10 protein-coding genes are annotated in these 16,300 nt (G+C 60.8%); 2 read left to right on the top strand and 8 right to left on the bottom strand.

Annotated elements, in window-relative coordinates; all coding sequences use genetic code 11:
- Positions 1–178: 178 nt before the first annotated feature.
- From C8J43_RS08300 to C8J43_RS08280, 5 genes are all read right to left on the bottom strand, one after another.
- Positions 179–769 (bottom strand): hypothetical protein, encoded by a 591-nt coding sequence (locus C8J43_RS08300; protein ID WP_060525123.1) that lies wholly within the window; start codon positions 767–769, stop codon positions 179–181.
- Between the two features lie 268 nt (positions 770–1,037).
- Positions 1,038–1,520 (bottom strand): hypothetical protein, encoded by a 483-nt coding sequence (locus C8J43_RS08295; RefSeq protein ID WP_133030471.1) that lies wholly within the window; start codon positions 1,518–1,520, stop codon positions 1,038–1,040.
- Between the two features lie 621 nt (positions 1,521–2,141).
- Positions 2,142–3,125 (bottom strand): protein translocase subunit SecF, encoded by a 984-nt coding sequence (secF, locus tag C8J43_RS08290; protein ID WP_133030470.1) that lies wholly within the window; start codon positions 3,123–3,125, stop codon positions 2,142–2,144.
- Positions 3,126–3,139: 14 nt separating this feature from the next.
- On the bottom strand, positions 3,140–4,738 hold the full coding sequence (gene secD, locus C8J43_RS08285) for a protein translocase subunit SecD (RefSeq protein WP_133030469.1): 1,599 nt from the start codon (positions 4,736–4,738) through the stop codon (positions 3,140–3,142).
- Between the two features lie 1,303 nt (positions 4,739–6,041).
- Positions 6,042–7,520, bottom strand: coding sequence for a potassium channel family protein (locus C8J43_RS08280; protein ID WP_165899575.1), 1,479 nt, complete (start codon positions 7,518–7,520; stop codon positions 6,042–6,044).
- Between the two features lie 640 nt (positions 7,521–8,160).
- On the opposite strand from C8J43_RS08280, the gene C8J43_RS08275 reads away from it, so the two are divergent.
- Together C8J43_RS08275 and C8J43_RS08270 are read left to right on the top strand one after the other, a co-directional pair.
- Complete coding sequence (locus C8J43_RS08275; protein WP_133030467.1) at positions 8,161–12,114, top strand: tetratricopeptide repeat protein; 3,954 nt, start codon at positions 8,161–8,163, stop codon at positions 12,112–12,114.
- Between the two features lie 215 nt (positions 12,115–12,329).
- The gene (locus tag C8J43_RS08270) at positions 12,330–13,766 is read left to right on the top strand and encodes a Shedu immune nuclease family protein (RefSeq protein ID WP_133030466.1); all 1,437 of its coding nucleotides are present in this window, start codon (positions 12,330–12,332) and stop codon (positions 13,764–13,766) included.
- Between the two features lie 380 nt (positions 13,767–14,146).
- Here C8J43_RS08270 and C8J43_RS08265 read toward each other — a convergent pair whose 3' ends face one another.
- The 3 genes from C8J43_RS08265 to C8J43_RS08260 all read right to left on the bottom strand — a co-directional run bounded on the left by C8J43_RS08265 (position 14,147) and on the right by C8J43_RS08260 (position 16,274).
- Positions 14,147–14,473 carry a hypothetical protein gene (locus tag C8J43_RS08265; protein ID WP_133030465.1) on the bottom strand — a complete coding sequence of 109 codons (327 nt, stop codon included), beginning with the start codon at positions 14,471–14,473 and terminating at the stop codon, positions 14,147–14,149.
- A 606-nt stretch (positions 14,474–15,079) separates the two neighbouring features.
- The gene (locus C8J43_RS21870) at positions 15,080–15,235 is read right to left on the bottom strand and encodes a hypothetical protein (RefSeq protein WP_165899574.1); all 156 of its coding nucleotides are present in this window, start codon (positions 15,233–15,235) and stop codon (positions 15,080–15,082) included.
- 37 nt (positions 15,236–15,272) lie between these two features.
- Positions 15,273–16,274, bottom strand: a complete 1,002-nt coding sequence (locus tag C8J43_RS08260; RefSeq protein WP_133030464.1) for a hypothetical protein — start codon at positions 16,272–16,274, stop codon at positions 15,273–15,275.
- Positions 16,275–16,300 lie beyond the last annotated feature (26 nt).

Genomic DNA, 16,300 nt, shown 5'->3' with positions numbered 1-16,300 from the left:
ACCCCACTCAGAGGGCCTGATGCCACCTCAACTCCGCGGCGCCCTCCTAATGTCCGGTTTGGAAAGGAAAGCGGAACAGCCGCTTTCGGGACGATGCGCTGGAAAGGAGACGCACGACGAAAAACTGTGGTTTGCCGTTTATCCGCTTTGCCCGGCAAAGCGGGGTTTTGCTCAGTCGCTACGGCTTCGCTTGCTCGTTTCCGATGAAGGCAAACTCAAAACCCGAGGCCCACGCGGCGTTGATTACGCAAGCGAGTGGCCCATCCTCCTTAGGCGGACCTTGCTGCTGATTTGCCCACGCGGGGTTGAGTGCGTGGACGCCAAATTGTGAGTGCAGTGCGCCGCTTGCACCGCAGAGCTCCTCTACACTGCGGGCAAAGCTGTCGTCGTCCGTGACCCCAGCTTCATACTGGGGCAGCTTGCCAAGGAGGTGGTGCGTGGTCAGCCATCTCCTCCCCTCAGCTTTCACGAGCGCCAAAGATTTCGCCTTTGTGATCGCTTCCAGTCGCGGTTGAGCATCGCGCGGGAGCTCGACGTCATAGAAGCTGGCTGCTTTTGCAATACAGGCAATCTGTTCATCGGTGATTGCGCCTTTTGCAACCACCACGAGAACATCCTCCTCGATCGCCTCGTCCGACCTGACCGTCACAGGACCGACCCCACACCGCACAATTCGTGTTGCCGCCACTTTCGGCGTTATCTGGTCATAGGCGCCTAGCATTGGACTGCTTACCTGAGCGGCAAGAAGGGCGGCTAGAATGAACATCATTCTACTATGCCCGCCTTCGCGATCAACTGAAAGCCTTCGAGATTTCCGTTGTTGTGCGGCTGCCGACCGTCAGCTTGAGCCGATAGTTGATGCAAACCTTTTGATTTTCGCATCACGAGTGACCGATGCGAAAATCAACCTTGACGAATGACCGCGTTCGGGAACCCTGATTTGTGGCCCAAGCGTCCGGCATTGGGCGTCACCAGACGCGCAGGCGAGTCTCGTCAAGGTGAGCGCCAGCACTCCGAAGCACCGTATGCCGCTCGGCTTAGTTATCGGCGAAGTTGCCCGCCGCAATCACGTGTGCCGCATCCCCGGTTATCGACGACTTGCCTTTGCACACCTTAGACGAAATCGGGCGCTTCCCGCGCGAGACCACTAGCCCGCTGGAAAGTTCCGGATCGTTGCCGCTGTCCCCGAACCTGGTGCGAACAGTACTATCGTATACGGTGTAGGTGTACTCACCATTCTTGGCGGTGATCTGCGACTCACCACCCCCCGAATAGCCACGGTTGGCGAATGTCAGATTGCGCGAGGTCAACTCCACCTTGCCGGGCGTTCCGTAGCGATAGACCGCACCCGATCCGCCGCCGCACACCGACACGCGCTTGGCACCGAGATCGCAAAAGAAGAAGGGCGTCTCGCCGGCGTCGCACAGCGTGTCGTCCGCCAATTTGCTGGCGGCGGGGACGGCCTGCGTCGGGTGGGCGGCAGCCTCTGCGACAGCCGCGCTGGCCGTAACCGGAACCATCCCTACCGTTGGCGTTGCAGCCCGCGCTGCGCTAGGTTCTTTAGCAGCTGCACGGGCGTCTCTAGACGAGTCGCAGCCCGCGATGGACGCCAGTGCGATCAGTACTCCGCCGGCTGCAAGGCTGCTAACGCTCTTTGATGTGCTGCCCATCGTTCCGTACTCCCGTAGACGGTTTGCGTAGGTATCGACCCATATGTAGAAACCGGCATATTCTCGATTCACGCCATCCATAGCGGCTGGCTGAGTTCGCCGAAACGTACGTCACTCGCAGGAACGAGCGGCCGGGTTCGGGTTGCGGCTCAACGCTGCTGGGCTTCAGGCTTTGGGCGAACACGCCCTGCCCTACGGCTTCCGGCCAGACCCACTAGTGGACGTTCAGCCGGCCCTTTCCGCACCCTTACTTCGGACGCTCGTTCATGCAGCGGATCACTAGGGTCCGCTAAAGCAAGGTTGCTCGCAAACGATGGCGATTTGGAATGGCGATCCCCGTCGGAAAGGCTACCTGCGCCTCCGATACCAAGACCGCATACGATGACGTCTCTAAGCCGCAGTGGCCCGAGAAACCCATCCTAGACGGCATCCGAGGGGTTCTCGAGCTTCACACTGCTCAGAATTGTGCGTTCAATCGAATTCGCGCTCTACCTTTGGACCAACCCGTTCCGCGCCATCCGGCAGGCCACCCTTGCGCGGTGCAGGATCGGCCCGCAGCCCCAGCGTAATCAGGAGCGACGACGACACGTAGATTGACGAGTACGTCCCCACAACGATGCCTAGGATCATTGCCGCGGTGAACCCTCGCAGCACGTGCCCTCCCAGGATCAGCATGGCAACCAAGGCCAGCAGGATGGTCACCGATGTCATTACGGTGCGCGGCAGCGTCTCGTTCACTGACAGGTCGATAATATCGCGCATATCCATCTTCCGATAGCGGCGCATGTTTTCGCGGATACGATCGTCGATCACGATCTTGTCGTTGATCGAGTACGAGATGATCGTCAGCACCGCCGCGACGATGTTAAGGTCGACCTCAAAATCATTCCGCATGAGCGCGAAGAAGCCGAGTGTCATCAATAGATCGTGGACGATCGCGACGACGGTCGAGACGCCGAATTGCCACTCGAACCGCACCACAGTGAACAGCGCGATGCCTAGGATCGCAAGACCAACGGCCAGAACACCTCGGGTAATCAACTCATCGGAAACCTTGCCTGTAATCGTGTCATATTTGGAGAATGTCGCACCAGGAAATTTGATCGCCAGATCGTCTGACACCTTCTTTACGAGCCGGTTTGTCGCTTCCTCGCCGCCGCTATTCGGTAGCGGCAGACGGATCGAAAGCGTTTTGGGATCACTGAACGACTGGATCGATGCTTCGCCAACCCCAAGGCTGTCGACTTCGGAACGGACGGCCTCGATCGATGGTGCAGTCTTGAAGTTCTGCTCCATCAGGACGCCCCCGACGAAATCGACGCCCATGTTAAGGCCCCGAAAGGTGACGAGGCCGACAGCGATAAGCGACAGCATGAGCGTTAATCCGAACGCCCATTTACGAAGCGAGACGAACTTCAGGTTGGTGTTGTCAGGTACAAGTTTCAGTAGGCGCATGATATTCTCCCGCCTCAGATATTGATTGTGGTGGGGCGGTTCTTCCGCAGCCACAGCGCGACCATCATCCGCGTGAACGTGACGGCGGTGAACACCGACGAGCAGATGCCGATCAGCAGCACGACCGCGAAGCCCTTCACCGGACCCGAGCCGAGTAGCAGCATGATCACGCCGGTAATGGCATGCGTCACGTTCGCCTCGAAGATGGTCCGGCTTGCCTCCTTGTAGCCCAGCTCGACCGACTGGATTACGCTACGCCCGCGTCGCCGCTCTTCACGAATGCGTTCGTTGATCAGCACGTTTGCATCAACCGCAGTGCCGATCGTCAGCACAAAGCCAGCGATGCCGGGCAAGGTCAGCGTCGCTTTTAGAAATGCCATTACCGCCAGGATAACGAAGACGTTGATGACTACGGCAATGTTCGCATACAAACCAAACCGACCGTACGTAGCGAGCATAAACAGGATTACGGCAACCGCCGCAACAACGCTTGCGATTACGCCTGCACGGACCGAGTCATGTCCAAGGTCGGGACTAACAGTGCTTTCAGCGACGATCTTCAAGTTCACTGCAAGTTTGCCAGATCGCAGCGCGATCGCGAGGTCGTTTGCAGTCTGAACCGTGTAGTTGCCCGCGATCGATGCCCGGCCACCAAGAATCGGCTCGTTGATGTTGGCAACCGAGATTACCTTGTTATCGAGGATGATCGCGAACGGCTTGTTGACGTTTTCGGATGTCACCTTCGCAAATCGCCGGCCTCCCTCCGCGTCGAACGTGATCGCAATGTTGGGGGCATTGGTCTGTGGATCGAACTCCTGTCTCGCATCCGCAACCTGCTCGCCTGAGATCACCACCGGGCGCTTTAACGCTACAAAGGGCACACCTTGCGGATTGTCGGGATATGGCAGAACCTGGCTACCAACCGGGGCGATGCCCTTAGCGAGATCAGCGGGGTTCGCAGTTTGGTCGACCAGCTTGAACTCAAGCTTGGCAGTTGTCCCGACAAGCTTCTTTAGCGCCTGTGGGTCCTCCAAACCCGGAACCTGAACGACAATTCGTGTCGCGCCTTGGCGGACGATCGTCGGTTCCTTGGTCCCTAATTCATCGATGCGGCGACGAACGACTTCGGTCGCATCCTTCATGGCCGTGTCGATGGCCTGGGTTAGTCCGGCCTCGGTCGGCTTGAGCGAGAAGCGGTTTGTGCCGAGCACATTGACGTCCCACTGACTTTGACCGGTTATTCCAACCGCAGAGCCGGTAATCGTCGACAGACGCTGGCGAGCGAGGGCAATCTGAGATGGCTTGCTGACAGCGAAGGTGAGTTGCCCCCCACGCGTCGAAATGTCGCCGATTTCAATACGCGGCGTTCCGTTATGCATTGCGCCCGATACGCTGTCACGCATCGCCTCGATCCGCGTCTTCGCCAAATCAGCGGTATCACCTTCGAGGAGTAGATAACTCCCACCATTGAGATCAAGCCCGAGGTTCACATGGGATTGCGGATACCAGGCTGGCAGATGACCAGTTGGAATAAGGCTGGGGATCCCGAGCATGATGCCAATAAGGCACACGCACAGAACCGCCCCCGCCTTCAGACGGGAGAAATTGAGCATTTTCGACCCTCGTTCGTAGTCGTGAAGAAACAAGTGCGCCGGCACAGGCGCACTATCCGGCCGCGCGTTTCAGGCGCGGCAAGGCATCTTCAGGCTGCGGGAGGGCCTGTAGCGGGGTGAGCGCGGACCGAACGTTCAGCGAAGGCTAGTACAGCGAGCTGAATGGGGGAAAGGCGCGACGGTTTTGGATTTGCGGCACGCGCCAGCTCGGCGGGCGGTAATGCGTTACCACCGCTCTGCCGGGGGTCAGGGCGATCGGCTTCTTCGTTGAGGGCGATCGCGCGGTCACTGAGCGTGAAAGGCCGCGCCGCAGCCTCGCGGACGGCCAGACCCTGCCCGCGCCCGTGAGTCGAGCCAGGATCGCCGAACGAGCTTAAGCTCAGCAACGCTGCAAATAGCGTTTGCAAAACAGCTACGAAGACGGACGGCGAGATCAGATCGGGGCACCCCTGTACGTGCGCTGACGTTATTACGGCGCACACCCGTCCGGAAAGATTTAAGCTATAGCCGAATTTCGCCGAAAACAAGAAGAACGTGTCAGACTTTTGATTGCTGGATGCCAGTTTAGCGTCTGAATTCTTGTCGGACGCAAGCGTGTTTTTTGGCCGATCTCGATCGGGAACGGCGGTCAGGACGATCAGCGAGTTCCCGGTATCGAACCTGTAGCGGTGCAGTCGTCAGGGTGCTCGCACCGAGATCCGTCCCAGGCAGGCACCCCATTTCGTAAAATCTTTCCCCTATTACTCTCTCCCGATATGGCCTGTCTGAGACGGAGAGACGGGAATACTCGCGCTTACCATTGCAGTCATTGGACGCTTAGATCGTCACGCTAGACGTCAGAGAGTGTGTCTTCGAACGCGCCTCGCCCTACGGCTTCCGGGCAGACCCATAAGTCGCCGTTCCCGGCGCTTTTCCGCGTTCCCAACTTCCGACATTCATTCATCGGTTCGCGACCGACCTGCCGCGCCGCGGGAATGGCGAAAATTGAGACATATCTGCCATTGTATGCGCCATGGCGAACGGCTGCTCTCATGAAAAGCCGTCAATCAGCGCCCGTCCGACCAGCATCACAGAACGAGATTGACTGAGCCCAAAGCCGACTGATTGCTTTTGGCTAGACACAGCCTTCGCAGACAACCGTTTTGCGGTGCTCGAAAGTCCGGAATAGCCCAGACCCGGACGTTCACAACACTCCTTTGGCCCCTCAGGTGCGATCGTCTGTTCCAAACGGTTATCATCCAAATTGAATTAGCTGACCGGCAGTCCACCTCTGGCGCTTCGACGCAGGACGCAAGCCTGCATCTCAATAGCGTGAGCGATTGGAAAAACCTGCGACGCTGAGGCCGACGGCAAAGGCTCCGAGGAGAGCCTCGGATGCGGCGGCGATTTTCAGTGTGGCGACACTTGGGTATATGTCGCCGTACCCGAGGGTCGTGAACGTCACCATCGAGAAGTATATACTGTCCCACCAGTCCAGCCGAGCGCCCCCTACAGCTCTCGTGAACAGACCGTAGCGATGGTAATAAGTCGCGTAGCCGAGAATGGCGGTGAGCGACGCCAGAAATATCCGCGATGGTCGCTCGCCATACCCCCACACCGCCCACTCAAGACACGACGCGAGCCATCGCGCCTTGTATTTCGCCAAGCCGAGCAGGCCCCTGGGCGAGATCAGCAACAAGAGCTTTGCGACGTAAGTCCGTCCAATCTCCCGGGGAATCTGACGGGCGGAAAGCCAGCCTCTCCGGTACATCGCGATCACCTCGGATGAGCGCCCGCCGTATGGGACGTTGGCAAAGAGCCGCCGGTCGCGGCCATATGGATGAGAATAGGATTTCCGCTCGAAGACGCGCTCGTTATAGTAGGCTTCGGAAGCCTCTTGGCGCAGGGCGCTTGATTGAAAGATCGCACGCAGAAGACGATAGGTTCCCGCCACAATCTCCGGTTGCATTGCGCGCGCCGGCTTAAATCCCAACTCCCTCGCCTCCGTATTGCGGAAGAACGGCTGGACGCCGCATTGATCGAAGCTCATGCGGTATATAAAAGAGTCCTGCGCTTCGATCCTCACGGGGCTTCCACCATCAAAGTAAAAATCCTGCAGCGTTGATCGGAGGACGTCGATCTTCTCCATGCTGCAGTGAAAGAACGTCACGAAGGCGATTTCTGCGTTCCGGAACAACATATCTCTGCAGGAACTGAAGTTGACATGTGTCCAATAGGATCCATGCGCGGCGCCGGTGACGATCAGTCCGTCCAGATTGCAGAAGTCGAGATTCCTGGATCCAATCGTCACCCGTTCGACCAGCTGCATCTGTCCAAGATTCAACACTTCGAACGAGCCAAGGAGGAAGGCCTTGGCGTGGTTCAAGCCCGACTCCCAGCGGGTATATACGAGATCGTCCGACCTCTGATTATTGACTATGTCGTACTGGATGAACCGGTGACGCTTAAGTGTCCGCTTGGCCCATTTGAGATAGGGCTCGAAAGATCCCAAGACCTCTATCTTCCGATGCAGAATGCCCCACCAGCGGATCGCCTCGTCGGCTGATCCATCGAAGCATTCGATAACCTCGACCAAGGGATTGTCGTCGGGGCGCTTCAGAATGACCTTTCTCACCTCGCCTTTAAAGAGATCGCCAGTCGGAACGACCCTGTGTAGAACTCCCGCTTCGAAGGGCAACGTCGCGACCCAGTCCTCAAAGCCGGGGAGCATCGTCCAGAACCAGGCAAACAGCCGGGGAATGTCGTTTGCCGCACGCCACGCGTTAAATTCAGGTGGCGCCATCTGCCACAGTTGAGACGGCGGAGGGTAGGAACTCGGCATAATAACTTCTCGCGACCTGTTTTCGAGTCACTCTCTAACGGCCCGACCCCAACGCACTCAATGTGCCACCGCCTCCCAACCATGGATACCGAGGTACATCTGGTTTCTAGCGTGCGACCAGTTGAATTTAGCGGCCGCAACTAGGCACACTGCTGCCGGTCTGCTTGACGGAGGAAAAGTGGCGGGTGTCCGCAAGAATGGCCGTTCTGGTGCGGACCGGCGGACGAGGTATTCTGGGTCGGGAACGGCCGGTCGGCTACGCCCCCCAGAATCGGTTGTTAGGTACGGCTTTGCGAAACCCTAGAGCTGCCGTCTGTTCGTCCTCGGCTGAGCGGCCCGTGATATGACCGAGTTTGGGACAAACCCGTCATCCCCACCACACAGGTCGAACCTCTGCTCTTTTCACAAGCCGACGTTCGGCAGCTGTCGACGCGGCCTGGCGTTACGACTGACGCTGGGCCGGTTGCGGCCTGGAAGGTTTTGGGCAGCCGACGCAGGATAGCTGCCATTCCCAAACACCTTTTGGCGGTGACAGTTCGGTTGCGATTCGAATTCACGCCCCAACCTTTCAGATCAAAGCGCGAACATCTATGGAGTGGGAATGTCCGATGTCCTGTCGCGTGCCCTCCCCGCCCCGAAACGATGGCAAGAACTCGAGAGCTTGGCCTTCGACGTCTATCGTCGGCTTTGGCAGACGACGGATGCGGACCTCCACGGGCGGACCGGCCAACCTCAGGCTGGGGTCGATGTCTTTGGTACGAACCGGCTCGAGAAGCAGTTCACCGGTGTCCAGTGCAAGGGCAAGGACGCCGATTACGGCGGTGCCCTGACCGAGGCCGAGCTACGTGACGAGGTCGCAAAAGCGCTCATGTTCCAGCCGCCTCTGGACGTCTATATCGTTCTGACGACGGCACCCAATGACGTCGCAATCCAAAGGATCGCCAGAGAGATTACCGCCGAGCATGCCAGAAAAGGCTTGTTCGAGGTTCGGGTTACGGGCTGGGATACGTTTCGTCATTACGTCGCCGACCATCAGGATCTGCTGCTCAAATATTTCCGGGATTTCGCGCCGGTCGATGTGGTGGGAGCGTTTGAGTCCTCGAAGGTCGAGCAGCGCCAGGACATCGCGCAGTTGAGCCGGATGCTCCAGTCGACCCAGCGGATGGTGACCGGCCTGCGGGACGACAAGGCGGGGACCGACGAGCTCGCCGTGCGCGTCAACGAGGTCAGCAAGCTGATCGCCGATGGCTCGCCCAAAGCGGCGTTGAAACGACTGGACGCCCTGGTCGCGGAGGAAGGCGCTTCGGCGAGCCCGCTCGCCCAGTATCGGCTGCTCGCAAGCAAGGGCAATGCCCATTACGCGCTGGGAGACGAGACCACCGCGATCTCGTTTTTTCGCGAGGCCTATGACGCTTATCCCGAGTTCCCCAACGCGCGCGCAACGATGGCGGTGGTCCATTTGTTTGAGGGCGATCGCGAGAAAGCGTTCGCGTTGGCCAGTGCCGCGCTCGCGGAGGATCCGACATCGGCGCGGACCGCCGGCATCGTGCTCGATACCGCGCCAAAGGACATATCGCTTGACGCGCTGACCGCGCTTCTTCAGCCGGATCTGCTCGACGATCTCGAGATCAAACTGCATCTTGCGATCAGGGCGCACGAGCACGGTGATAAAGTGTCTCACCGCCGGTTCGCGGAAGAGGCGCTGGCGCTTGCACCGGAAGACTGGCGGGCCTTGTCCGCGGTCGCGGAGGCTCTCTCGCAACCCCTCGTCGCGATGGATGGGCGCGCGCTCACGCACGTCATACCAGTCGATATTCGGGCAGATGTCGAGAAGGCGACAGAGCTGAATGGCAAGGCGTGGGAGATCCTCGCGCAGCGGGATGCCAGCTTCCAGGGCCGGCACGTCGCCGCGAACCTCGTCAGTCTGCTCTCCCTGTTGGGCCGAGACGAGGAGGCGATGGTCGTTCTTGAGCAGGCGCTCGCCACTAACCCGACCTATGATCCCCTCGTGTTCCGGGCGGCGCAGCGCTTCGCGTCGAACGGGGATTGGAAGAGCGCCGCGGACGCACTCGACCAGGTCTCCGAGGCGGAGATGTCGTTCGATGCCTTGCTCATGCGGACGCAGGCGGCCCTGATCCTGAAGGACGCGGTGTCCGCTGCGGCGTTTTGCGAACGGCTGGCGGCAAAGGCCGTCACAGAGCCGCTGATTTCGGAACGCGACCAGCTGATCGAGGCGCTGCGCGTGAGAGCGGCGATCCTCGCCGGTGCCGACCAAAGCATGGCCTTTGAAGCAGCAATCGAGGCCAGTCCCAACGCGATCGTGTTGCGATCGGTTTTGTTCGACGATCTGGGCGAAGAGGATCCCCTGCGGCTCCGGATAGTCGATGAGATCCGCGCGCTCTCCGTTGCCGACCTGTCCCTTCGCGAGCGCATCCACGCGGCGGAGACATTGTACGAGGCCGGTCATTTCTCGCTGGCGGCGGACCTGTTCGAACCGCTCCACGACACGTCCGACAGTCAGGCGCTACGCCGGCGGCTCAACGCACTCCTCCACGCGGACCGGCGCGCGGACGCGCGTCGGCTCTTCGAATCGCTTTCGCCCGCGCTGCGGTCGGCACCGAGCTACGTCTCTGCTGGTGTGAACATTTACGAGCGCGTCGGGCTCCTCAAGCCGGCGATCGACCTTCTCGATCGCGCCCTGAAGCGTGACGACAATCTCACGAATCGCCTCGGCTGGATGCAGCTGCTGGCCCGTTCGGGGCGCCACGACGCCTTCCAGACCTGGCTCAAGGCGGTGCCCGAGGGCATCGCGGGCGAGCCGCGTGAACTGTTGAGCTTCGCCAGGGTCATCGACCGGTATCTCGGCGATGACCCCAAGGCGCTCGCCATCGGCTACCGGGCGCTGCGTGCGGGCTACAAGCATCCGCAGATCCATCTGGGGTATGCGCTCGGACTGATCATCAACGGCCGGCCGAATCAGGCTGCGCTGGCGGCACCTGCCGAGATCGGGCCCGGCGCAGGTGTCACGCTCCGCAACGAGGCGACCGGCGAGGTGATCTATCGGGTTATCGAGACGGCTCCGGACCCGGTTGTCGAGCGGGGCGAAGTCGCGCCTTCGGATCCCTTTGCCAAGCGGCTCATCGGGCTCAAGCTAGACGACACGATCGAGATCGCCAAAGTCGGCGTCGGCCCCCAGTCGCATAAGGTGATAGAGCTACAGAGCCGATATCTGTTCGCGCACCACCGCACGCTTCGCGACTTCCCCGGGCTGTTTCCCGGGCATCCTGCGTTCGGATCGTTCGAGATCGACGAGAGCAAGGGCGACGAGAAATTCGAACAGATGTTCGCGCTCGCCAGGGACCGGGCGGCACAGGGCCAAGAAATCGAGACCCTCTATCGGGAGAATATCCTGCCGTTGCCGATGGCGGCGAAATTTGGCGGCGCCACGGTGTTCGATATCTGGGATGCGTTTTCGGAGAACCCGACGCTCGGCCTCAAATGCGCGCTCGGGGTTCCCGGCGAGTTCGATGTGGGGCGCACTGCGTCGATCGCAGGCATAACGGTGGTCGATCCCCTGACGCTCTATGGCTGGACGCGCATGGGGGTCACGGCAATCCTGGCCAAATCGCCCGATCGCCTCGCGGTGGTGCAGGCGACGATCGACGTGCTGCGTGAACTCGTCGAGGAGCGTGAGGCGCAGCGTGGCAAAAGGCTGGGTACGTTCGGCTGGGACGGCGAGCGCTATCACCTCATCGAACTATCCGAGGAGGCGATCGAGCAGCAGATCGCAGATGCCACCGCAGCCCTGCACTTTGCCGGGTCGCTGATGCTTGTGCCGGCGGAATCCGACCATGCCCTGACCGAAGAGATACTCGACATGCTCAAGGGCATGGACCCGGCCTATCACGACACTTTGCTCGCCTCACTCCAGCCCAAGCGCGCGTTTCTCACCGACGATCTCGGCATCCGGGCCATCGCGCAGGAGGCGGGCGCGGCAGGCACCTGGACGCAGGCGTTCGTGCAGGCCGGACATCGTCCGGGCGGGATCTCCCATCCGGAATACCGGCAGGTCTTGGCCGCGTTGCTGGAACGGCATCATCGCTTCACCCAGATCGGAAACGTGGAGGTGCTCGCCGAGCTTCTTGAGTCCGGCTGGGCCATCAACGATCGCCTGAAGAGCTTTGCGCGCGTGATGACCGGTCCCGAGATTGATCGTGCCAGCGTCGGGAACCTTCTCGCCCGCCTGCTGGTCAACAGCAGCCGACACGCCCCGAACGATACCGCCCTTGCAGCGTTTCACCGCGAGTATGTCGCTGCCTGCCACGCGGCGGGGCGCCCCGACGACGTGGAAGAGGTTTACGGTATGGTCGCCGCTGCGGCGCAGGACCTGCTCGCTGGCAGCATCAATCGAGTGACCTTGCCGCCGCAACTTATGGCGACCACCAATATGCACTCGCCAGTCAGCCTTACGCTGGCCGCCAGGAAAATTGCGCGGGGTGAGGCAGGGCAGCTGTTCAAGCGGTTGGGAAACGGTGGTCTGACCCTGGACGCATAAAATATCATCCGCGCCCGGCAGGGCGCAAAGACCCTGGAGACAATGAATGGCGAAAGCCGCCCCCCTGGTTCGATCGACCATCCTCCGAGATGCGAGGCCGCCTGCAACATCCTTGAGGGATCGCGCGAGGCGTTCGATCGGCGTGCCGCGGTCTATGGGATCGCACGCGGTGCGTAACGGTCGAGGCAGCCAGCCCGGACAGGAGGTCCGATAGGATGCCGTCGGTCCGCCCTTCGGTCTTCAACCAGCGCGAGCGCGCGGACGGTGGCCCCTTCCTGATCATCGAGCCCAATGAAGAGCATGAGGGCTTCAGCGTCGATGTGATCTTTACAGACACGCCCCCCGCGGAGCGGACCGGCGACTATCCGTGCGAGCGGATTCTCACCGTGTCGCCGGACGTGTTGCGGATCTACCCGCTCAACGTCAGGCCCGACCGCCCGGACTATCTGAAGCCCCGCTATGGCACGCTCACGACGTTCGCGCTGAACCGGCGTGTCAACGCCCCTTACCCGATCCCGACGACTACGGAGGAGGTGGAAGCGCTGCTCGAAATACTGCCCGACGGCTTCGCCAAGGACTTCCGGTTGGGACTCGGACTGCTCTGGGAATATCGTTCGATCTGCGAGGCGCTTGGAGCGCAGGGCCATATCGAACTGCTCATCGTGCATGGCGGGCATCAGACGACCGAGGCGACATTGGACGGGTCGATATTCGTGCTGGGCCTCCGCCGTTTCCATGACATGCGCAAGGAGATCAACCGGATCACCAACCGCTATCAGCGCGACGCGCGGCGCGACAAGCAACTCCATGCCTATCACGAGCTTCTTCACGCTGCCGACCCGGTCCTGTTCCCCCGGCAGAGGAAGACGCTGCGCCCCGACGCGATCTCCGATGCCACGAGCGGCGGCCGCGACACTGTGACCCTGTCGAAGCGCGACCGCCGAGCGAGCGTTGGGCTCGTGCGGTCAAACCTCGAGGCACTGGCCGCGTCCGAGCCCGAGGCGCTCCTGTCGCTCAAGACCGACATCGAGGAGGTCACGCTCGAACAGCTGATCGCGCGATTTGCGGAATTGCTCGACAAATCCCTGCCCGAAGCGAAATGGCAGAGCTTCCTGACGCAGAACCCGTTCATCCTCAGCCTGGCCTTCGCGGTGCCGGCGATCGTGGTCGCGGAACAGGCCTATGTCGGCGGCAAGCGCCTGAACGGTCGCGGCGGATCGGTCGTCGATTTCCTCGTCGCGTCGGCCTCGACCGGCAACCTGGCGATCGTAGAGATCAAGCGCCCGTCAACGGAGCTGCTCGGGGCGAAGCCCTATCGCCCGGAGGTGTTCGCGGCATCATCCGGGCTGTCCGGCACGATCGCGCAGGTTCTCGACCAGCGCGTGAAGCTGCAACGCGACCTGCCGATGCTAAAAGATGAGCCGGGTCGCGGCGACATCCAGGATAACGGCATCCGCTGCATCATCGTCGCTGGCCGGACACCGGACAGCGGACCGCAGCGGCGATCGCTCGAACTGATCCGTGGCACGATGACCGGGGTTACGGTGATTACATTCGACGAGCTGCTCGGGCGGTTGCGCGAGATTCGCGCGGCGCTCGGCGCGAAGGTCGAGCGCCCGACGCCCGGCTCCGCGCCCTGGAACCGGTCATGAGTGGCAACCTGCCGATACGTGCGGCGCAGCCGGCGATTTCAACGACACCGAGCGCGCGCTTCTTAGAATCGGTTCTGGAAGGCTCGCCGCTGGATGAACGAACCACCGCTTTCAGGATGTCGCCACTTCAGTCTCGATGGCCGATATCAGGGCGCTGCCCTGACATCAAACGCGGCCGCTTAGGCAAGTATGTTTCGGAACGAGTGGCTTCGTGCGCCCCCCACGACTTGCCCGTCACCATCAGGATGCCGGGGCGAGAATCCACTTCATCGGCAATGCCCCCTCAGACTTCGCCGTCGACCTCGGCGGGTTGGAGGACTTGCACGCCCAGCGGCGCGCGGCCCTCCGCTAGGCCTTGCCGGCGGGATATGCGGATCGGCTCAGCGGGCAGATGGAGGCGCTGGACCTTGACGCCCGGTATCAGCAGGAGGTGAACACCTACATTTCGTCCCACGCGGCCGCGCTGCATCTCGCGCATCGAGCCGAAGGACATCGTCCGCGATCATGATCTGGATCCCGTCCGCGTCCGACAGCTTCGAGACGGTAATATCGATCCGGCCTTTCGAGACATAGTCGCCATAGGCATCTTCGATGGCGAACATCGCATTGCTCACGGCCTCGAACAATGGCTGCAGGCTCTGGGTTGCGTTCGACGGCTTCGGAAGCTTGCGAACGCGATTTTCGATATTGGGCGTAAGTGCCGGCAATTTGGCTGCCCCCGCAGGAAGTGGTACGACACCTATAGGCCAAATGAGCGGCACGGCCAGCTCTACGGATCGCCGGATGACCTCGCCGGCACCGCGAACCCACGCGGTCTTGGGCAAACAAGTGCGGGCCATGAAGACCTTGAGGTCATCGAGCGTCAGCGCCGCGATCGACCCACAACTCGTTGTTCAAAGCCCTCTGCTCGCTTCCCAGATTCTGCCGTTCGTTCATCTTGCAAATGAAGTGTCATGCATCGCTACGCCAGGTAAGTGAATATCCGCCCCGGGTGAAATGCCGACGTTCCGCCTTCTCCACAAACAGAGCGGCATCGTTTCAGCTTGACGGGTGTGTACGTTTTGCCTGTTCAAAGTCCAAGAGTGACAGGGAAATTTATTAGAACCGGCATACTTGTCGGCAACCCTCCCACCGGCACGATGGCACAGCACAGCCCGAGCGGGCTAAACAGGCTTTGCCTGATTAATTGCTCGGGACTAGTCACGAATGACCGCTTCAATGCCGCTTCGGATCGCTGCTATATGCGCGCGCCCCGTCTCGATACGGTAAAAGACACGTGGGAACCTGCACCCGACACACGGTACGACAGCCAGTTAAGCCCTAGCCAACTCGACTCGCTCATTCGAAAGCGTCTCCAGCTTCCGCAGGGCGGCATCGTCGATACGACCATCACGGCGGGCACGAGCGATGTTCGCCATTAACGAACTCTTCTCTCGATCAATCAATGCGAGGCGAGCTTGCTTGGTCATGATCATCATATAACGCGTTGCTGCACGAAAAGCACCTTCAAACCGAATTTCTCTCGCTTTCAGAAAAGTCGACTGAAACGCCCTCGGACCCCCTCTGCGCATCCGCGACCGCCAGAAGCGCCATAATCCCAGCCACGTCCCGGATCATGTCGACTGCCTGGACTTCGCCCTGCGGAGGCTCATCCTTGAATCGACCAAGCCTGTCGCTAGTAGCCGTGGCCACGCCCCAGATCCGCTGATCGGGACCCGCGAAGATCGGGACTGCTGCCACGGAACGATACCGTTCGGCGTCGTATTCCCGCAATCTCTCGCCCGCGACCGGATACCGCCGCGTTGCACGAGGATCGGAGGTGTCTTCCTCGATCACCTCGGCACCGTCACGCCATGCGACTCCGGAGTAACCCTCACCCCTCGTCCAGGACCGACCGGCCGTTTGTTCTCCCGCCCGGTCGGCCCATGCCGCCGCTATCCGGACCAGTTCGTCGTCCTGAACTTCGAACACAGACAACGTCCAGTACTCGGCAGAATCGAAGCCAATCGCGCCGTCGATGTTGCGAGCCGCAACCTTGAGGACCGCCTCGGCCGACGTGCTTGCTCCCAACCCGCTCGCCAGACACTGCTCGGTCATCTCGCGCATGTCGGCGACGGCAGTTAGCCGGTGCACGCGACGCTTATCGAGTTGCCGCTGATTCAACTCGCAAGCCGCCAGCCTCGCCATTGAATCCCGCCCCTCGGCGATGGCCGCCTCCGCGAGGCCTTCAACCTTGGTCAGATCGGCGGAAAGCTCCAGCTTCTTGAAGTCGAATGCAGCCACCGCCAATCCGCTCAATCCAGCGACCATTGCTCCCACGATCGCCATAACCGTCCCGGCCGAGCCCGGAAAAAGCCTCGACAGGGCGGCGACGCCGGCAGCAATCACGCCGATGCCGATCAACCAAGGTCGCCCGCGCTCCAGCGTCTTTACGCGATCGGTCAGCTTCTTCTGAACGCCGCTGCGATTTTCACGCAGCCTTTCCTCTAAGTGGTCGAAAACGCTCATCGTCGTAGTTAGCCAGGGTTCAACGA

This window comes from Sphingomonas sp. PP-CE-1G-424, from assembly GCF_004341085.1.
Taxonomy (GTDB): domain Bacteria; phylum Pseudomonadota; class Alphaproteobacteria; order Sphingomonadales; family Sphingomonadaceae; genus Sphingomonas.
The sequence above is the reverse complement of the archived record's forward strand: the minus strand, read 5'-3'. Positions and strand labels throughout refer to the sequence as shown.

What these genes read in the sequence shown, in the direction of transcription:
- C8J43_RS08300 (WP_060525123.1), bottom strand. Translation starts at nt 769, where the DNA reads ATGATGTTCATTCTAGCCGCCCTTCTTGCCGCTCAGGTAAGCAGTCCA.
- C8J43_RS08295 (WP_133030471.1), bottom strand. Translation starts at nt 1,520, where the DNA reads ATGGTTCCGGTTACGGCCAGCGCGGCTGTCGCAGAGGCTGCCGCCCAC.
- secF (WP_133030470.1), bottom strand. Translation starts at nt 3,125, where the DNA reads ATGCGCCTACTGAAACTTGTACCTGACAACACCAACCTGAAGTTCGTC.
- secD (WP_133030469.1), bottom strand. Translation starts at nt 4,738, where the DNA reads ATGCTCAATTTCTCCCGTCTGAAGGCGGGGGCGGTTCTGTGCGTGTGC.
- C8J43_RS08280 (WP_165899575.1), bottom strand. Translation starts at nt 7,520, where the DNA reads ATGGCGCCACCTGAATTTAACGCGTGGCGTGCGGCAAACGACATTCCC.
- C8J43_RS08275 (WP_133030467.1), top strand. Translation starts at nt 8,161, where the DNA reads ATGTCCGATGTCCTGTCGCGTGCCCTCCCCGCCCCGAAACGATGGCAA.
- C8J43_RS08270 (WP_133030466.1), top strand. Translation starts at nt 12,330, where the DNA reads ATGCCGTCGGTCCGCCCTTCGGTCTTCAACCAGCGCGAGCGCGCGGAC.
- C8J43_RS21870 (WP_165899574.1), bottom strand. Translation starts at nt 15,235, where the DNA reads ATGACCAAGCAAGCTCGCCTCGCATTGATTGATCGAGAGAAGAGTTCG.
- C8J43_RS08260 (WP_133030464.1), bottom strand. Translation starts at nt 16,274, where the DNA reads ATGAGCGTTTTCGACCACTTAGAGGAAAGGCTGCGTGAAAATCGCAGC.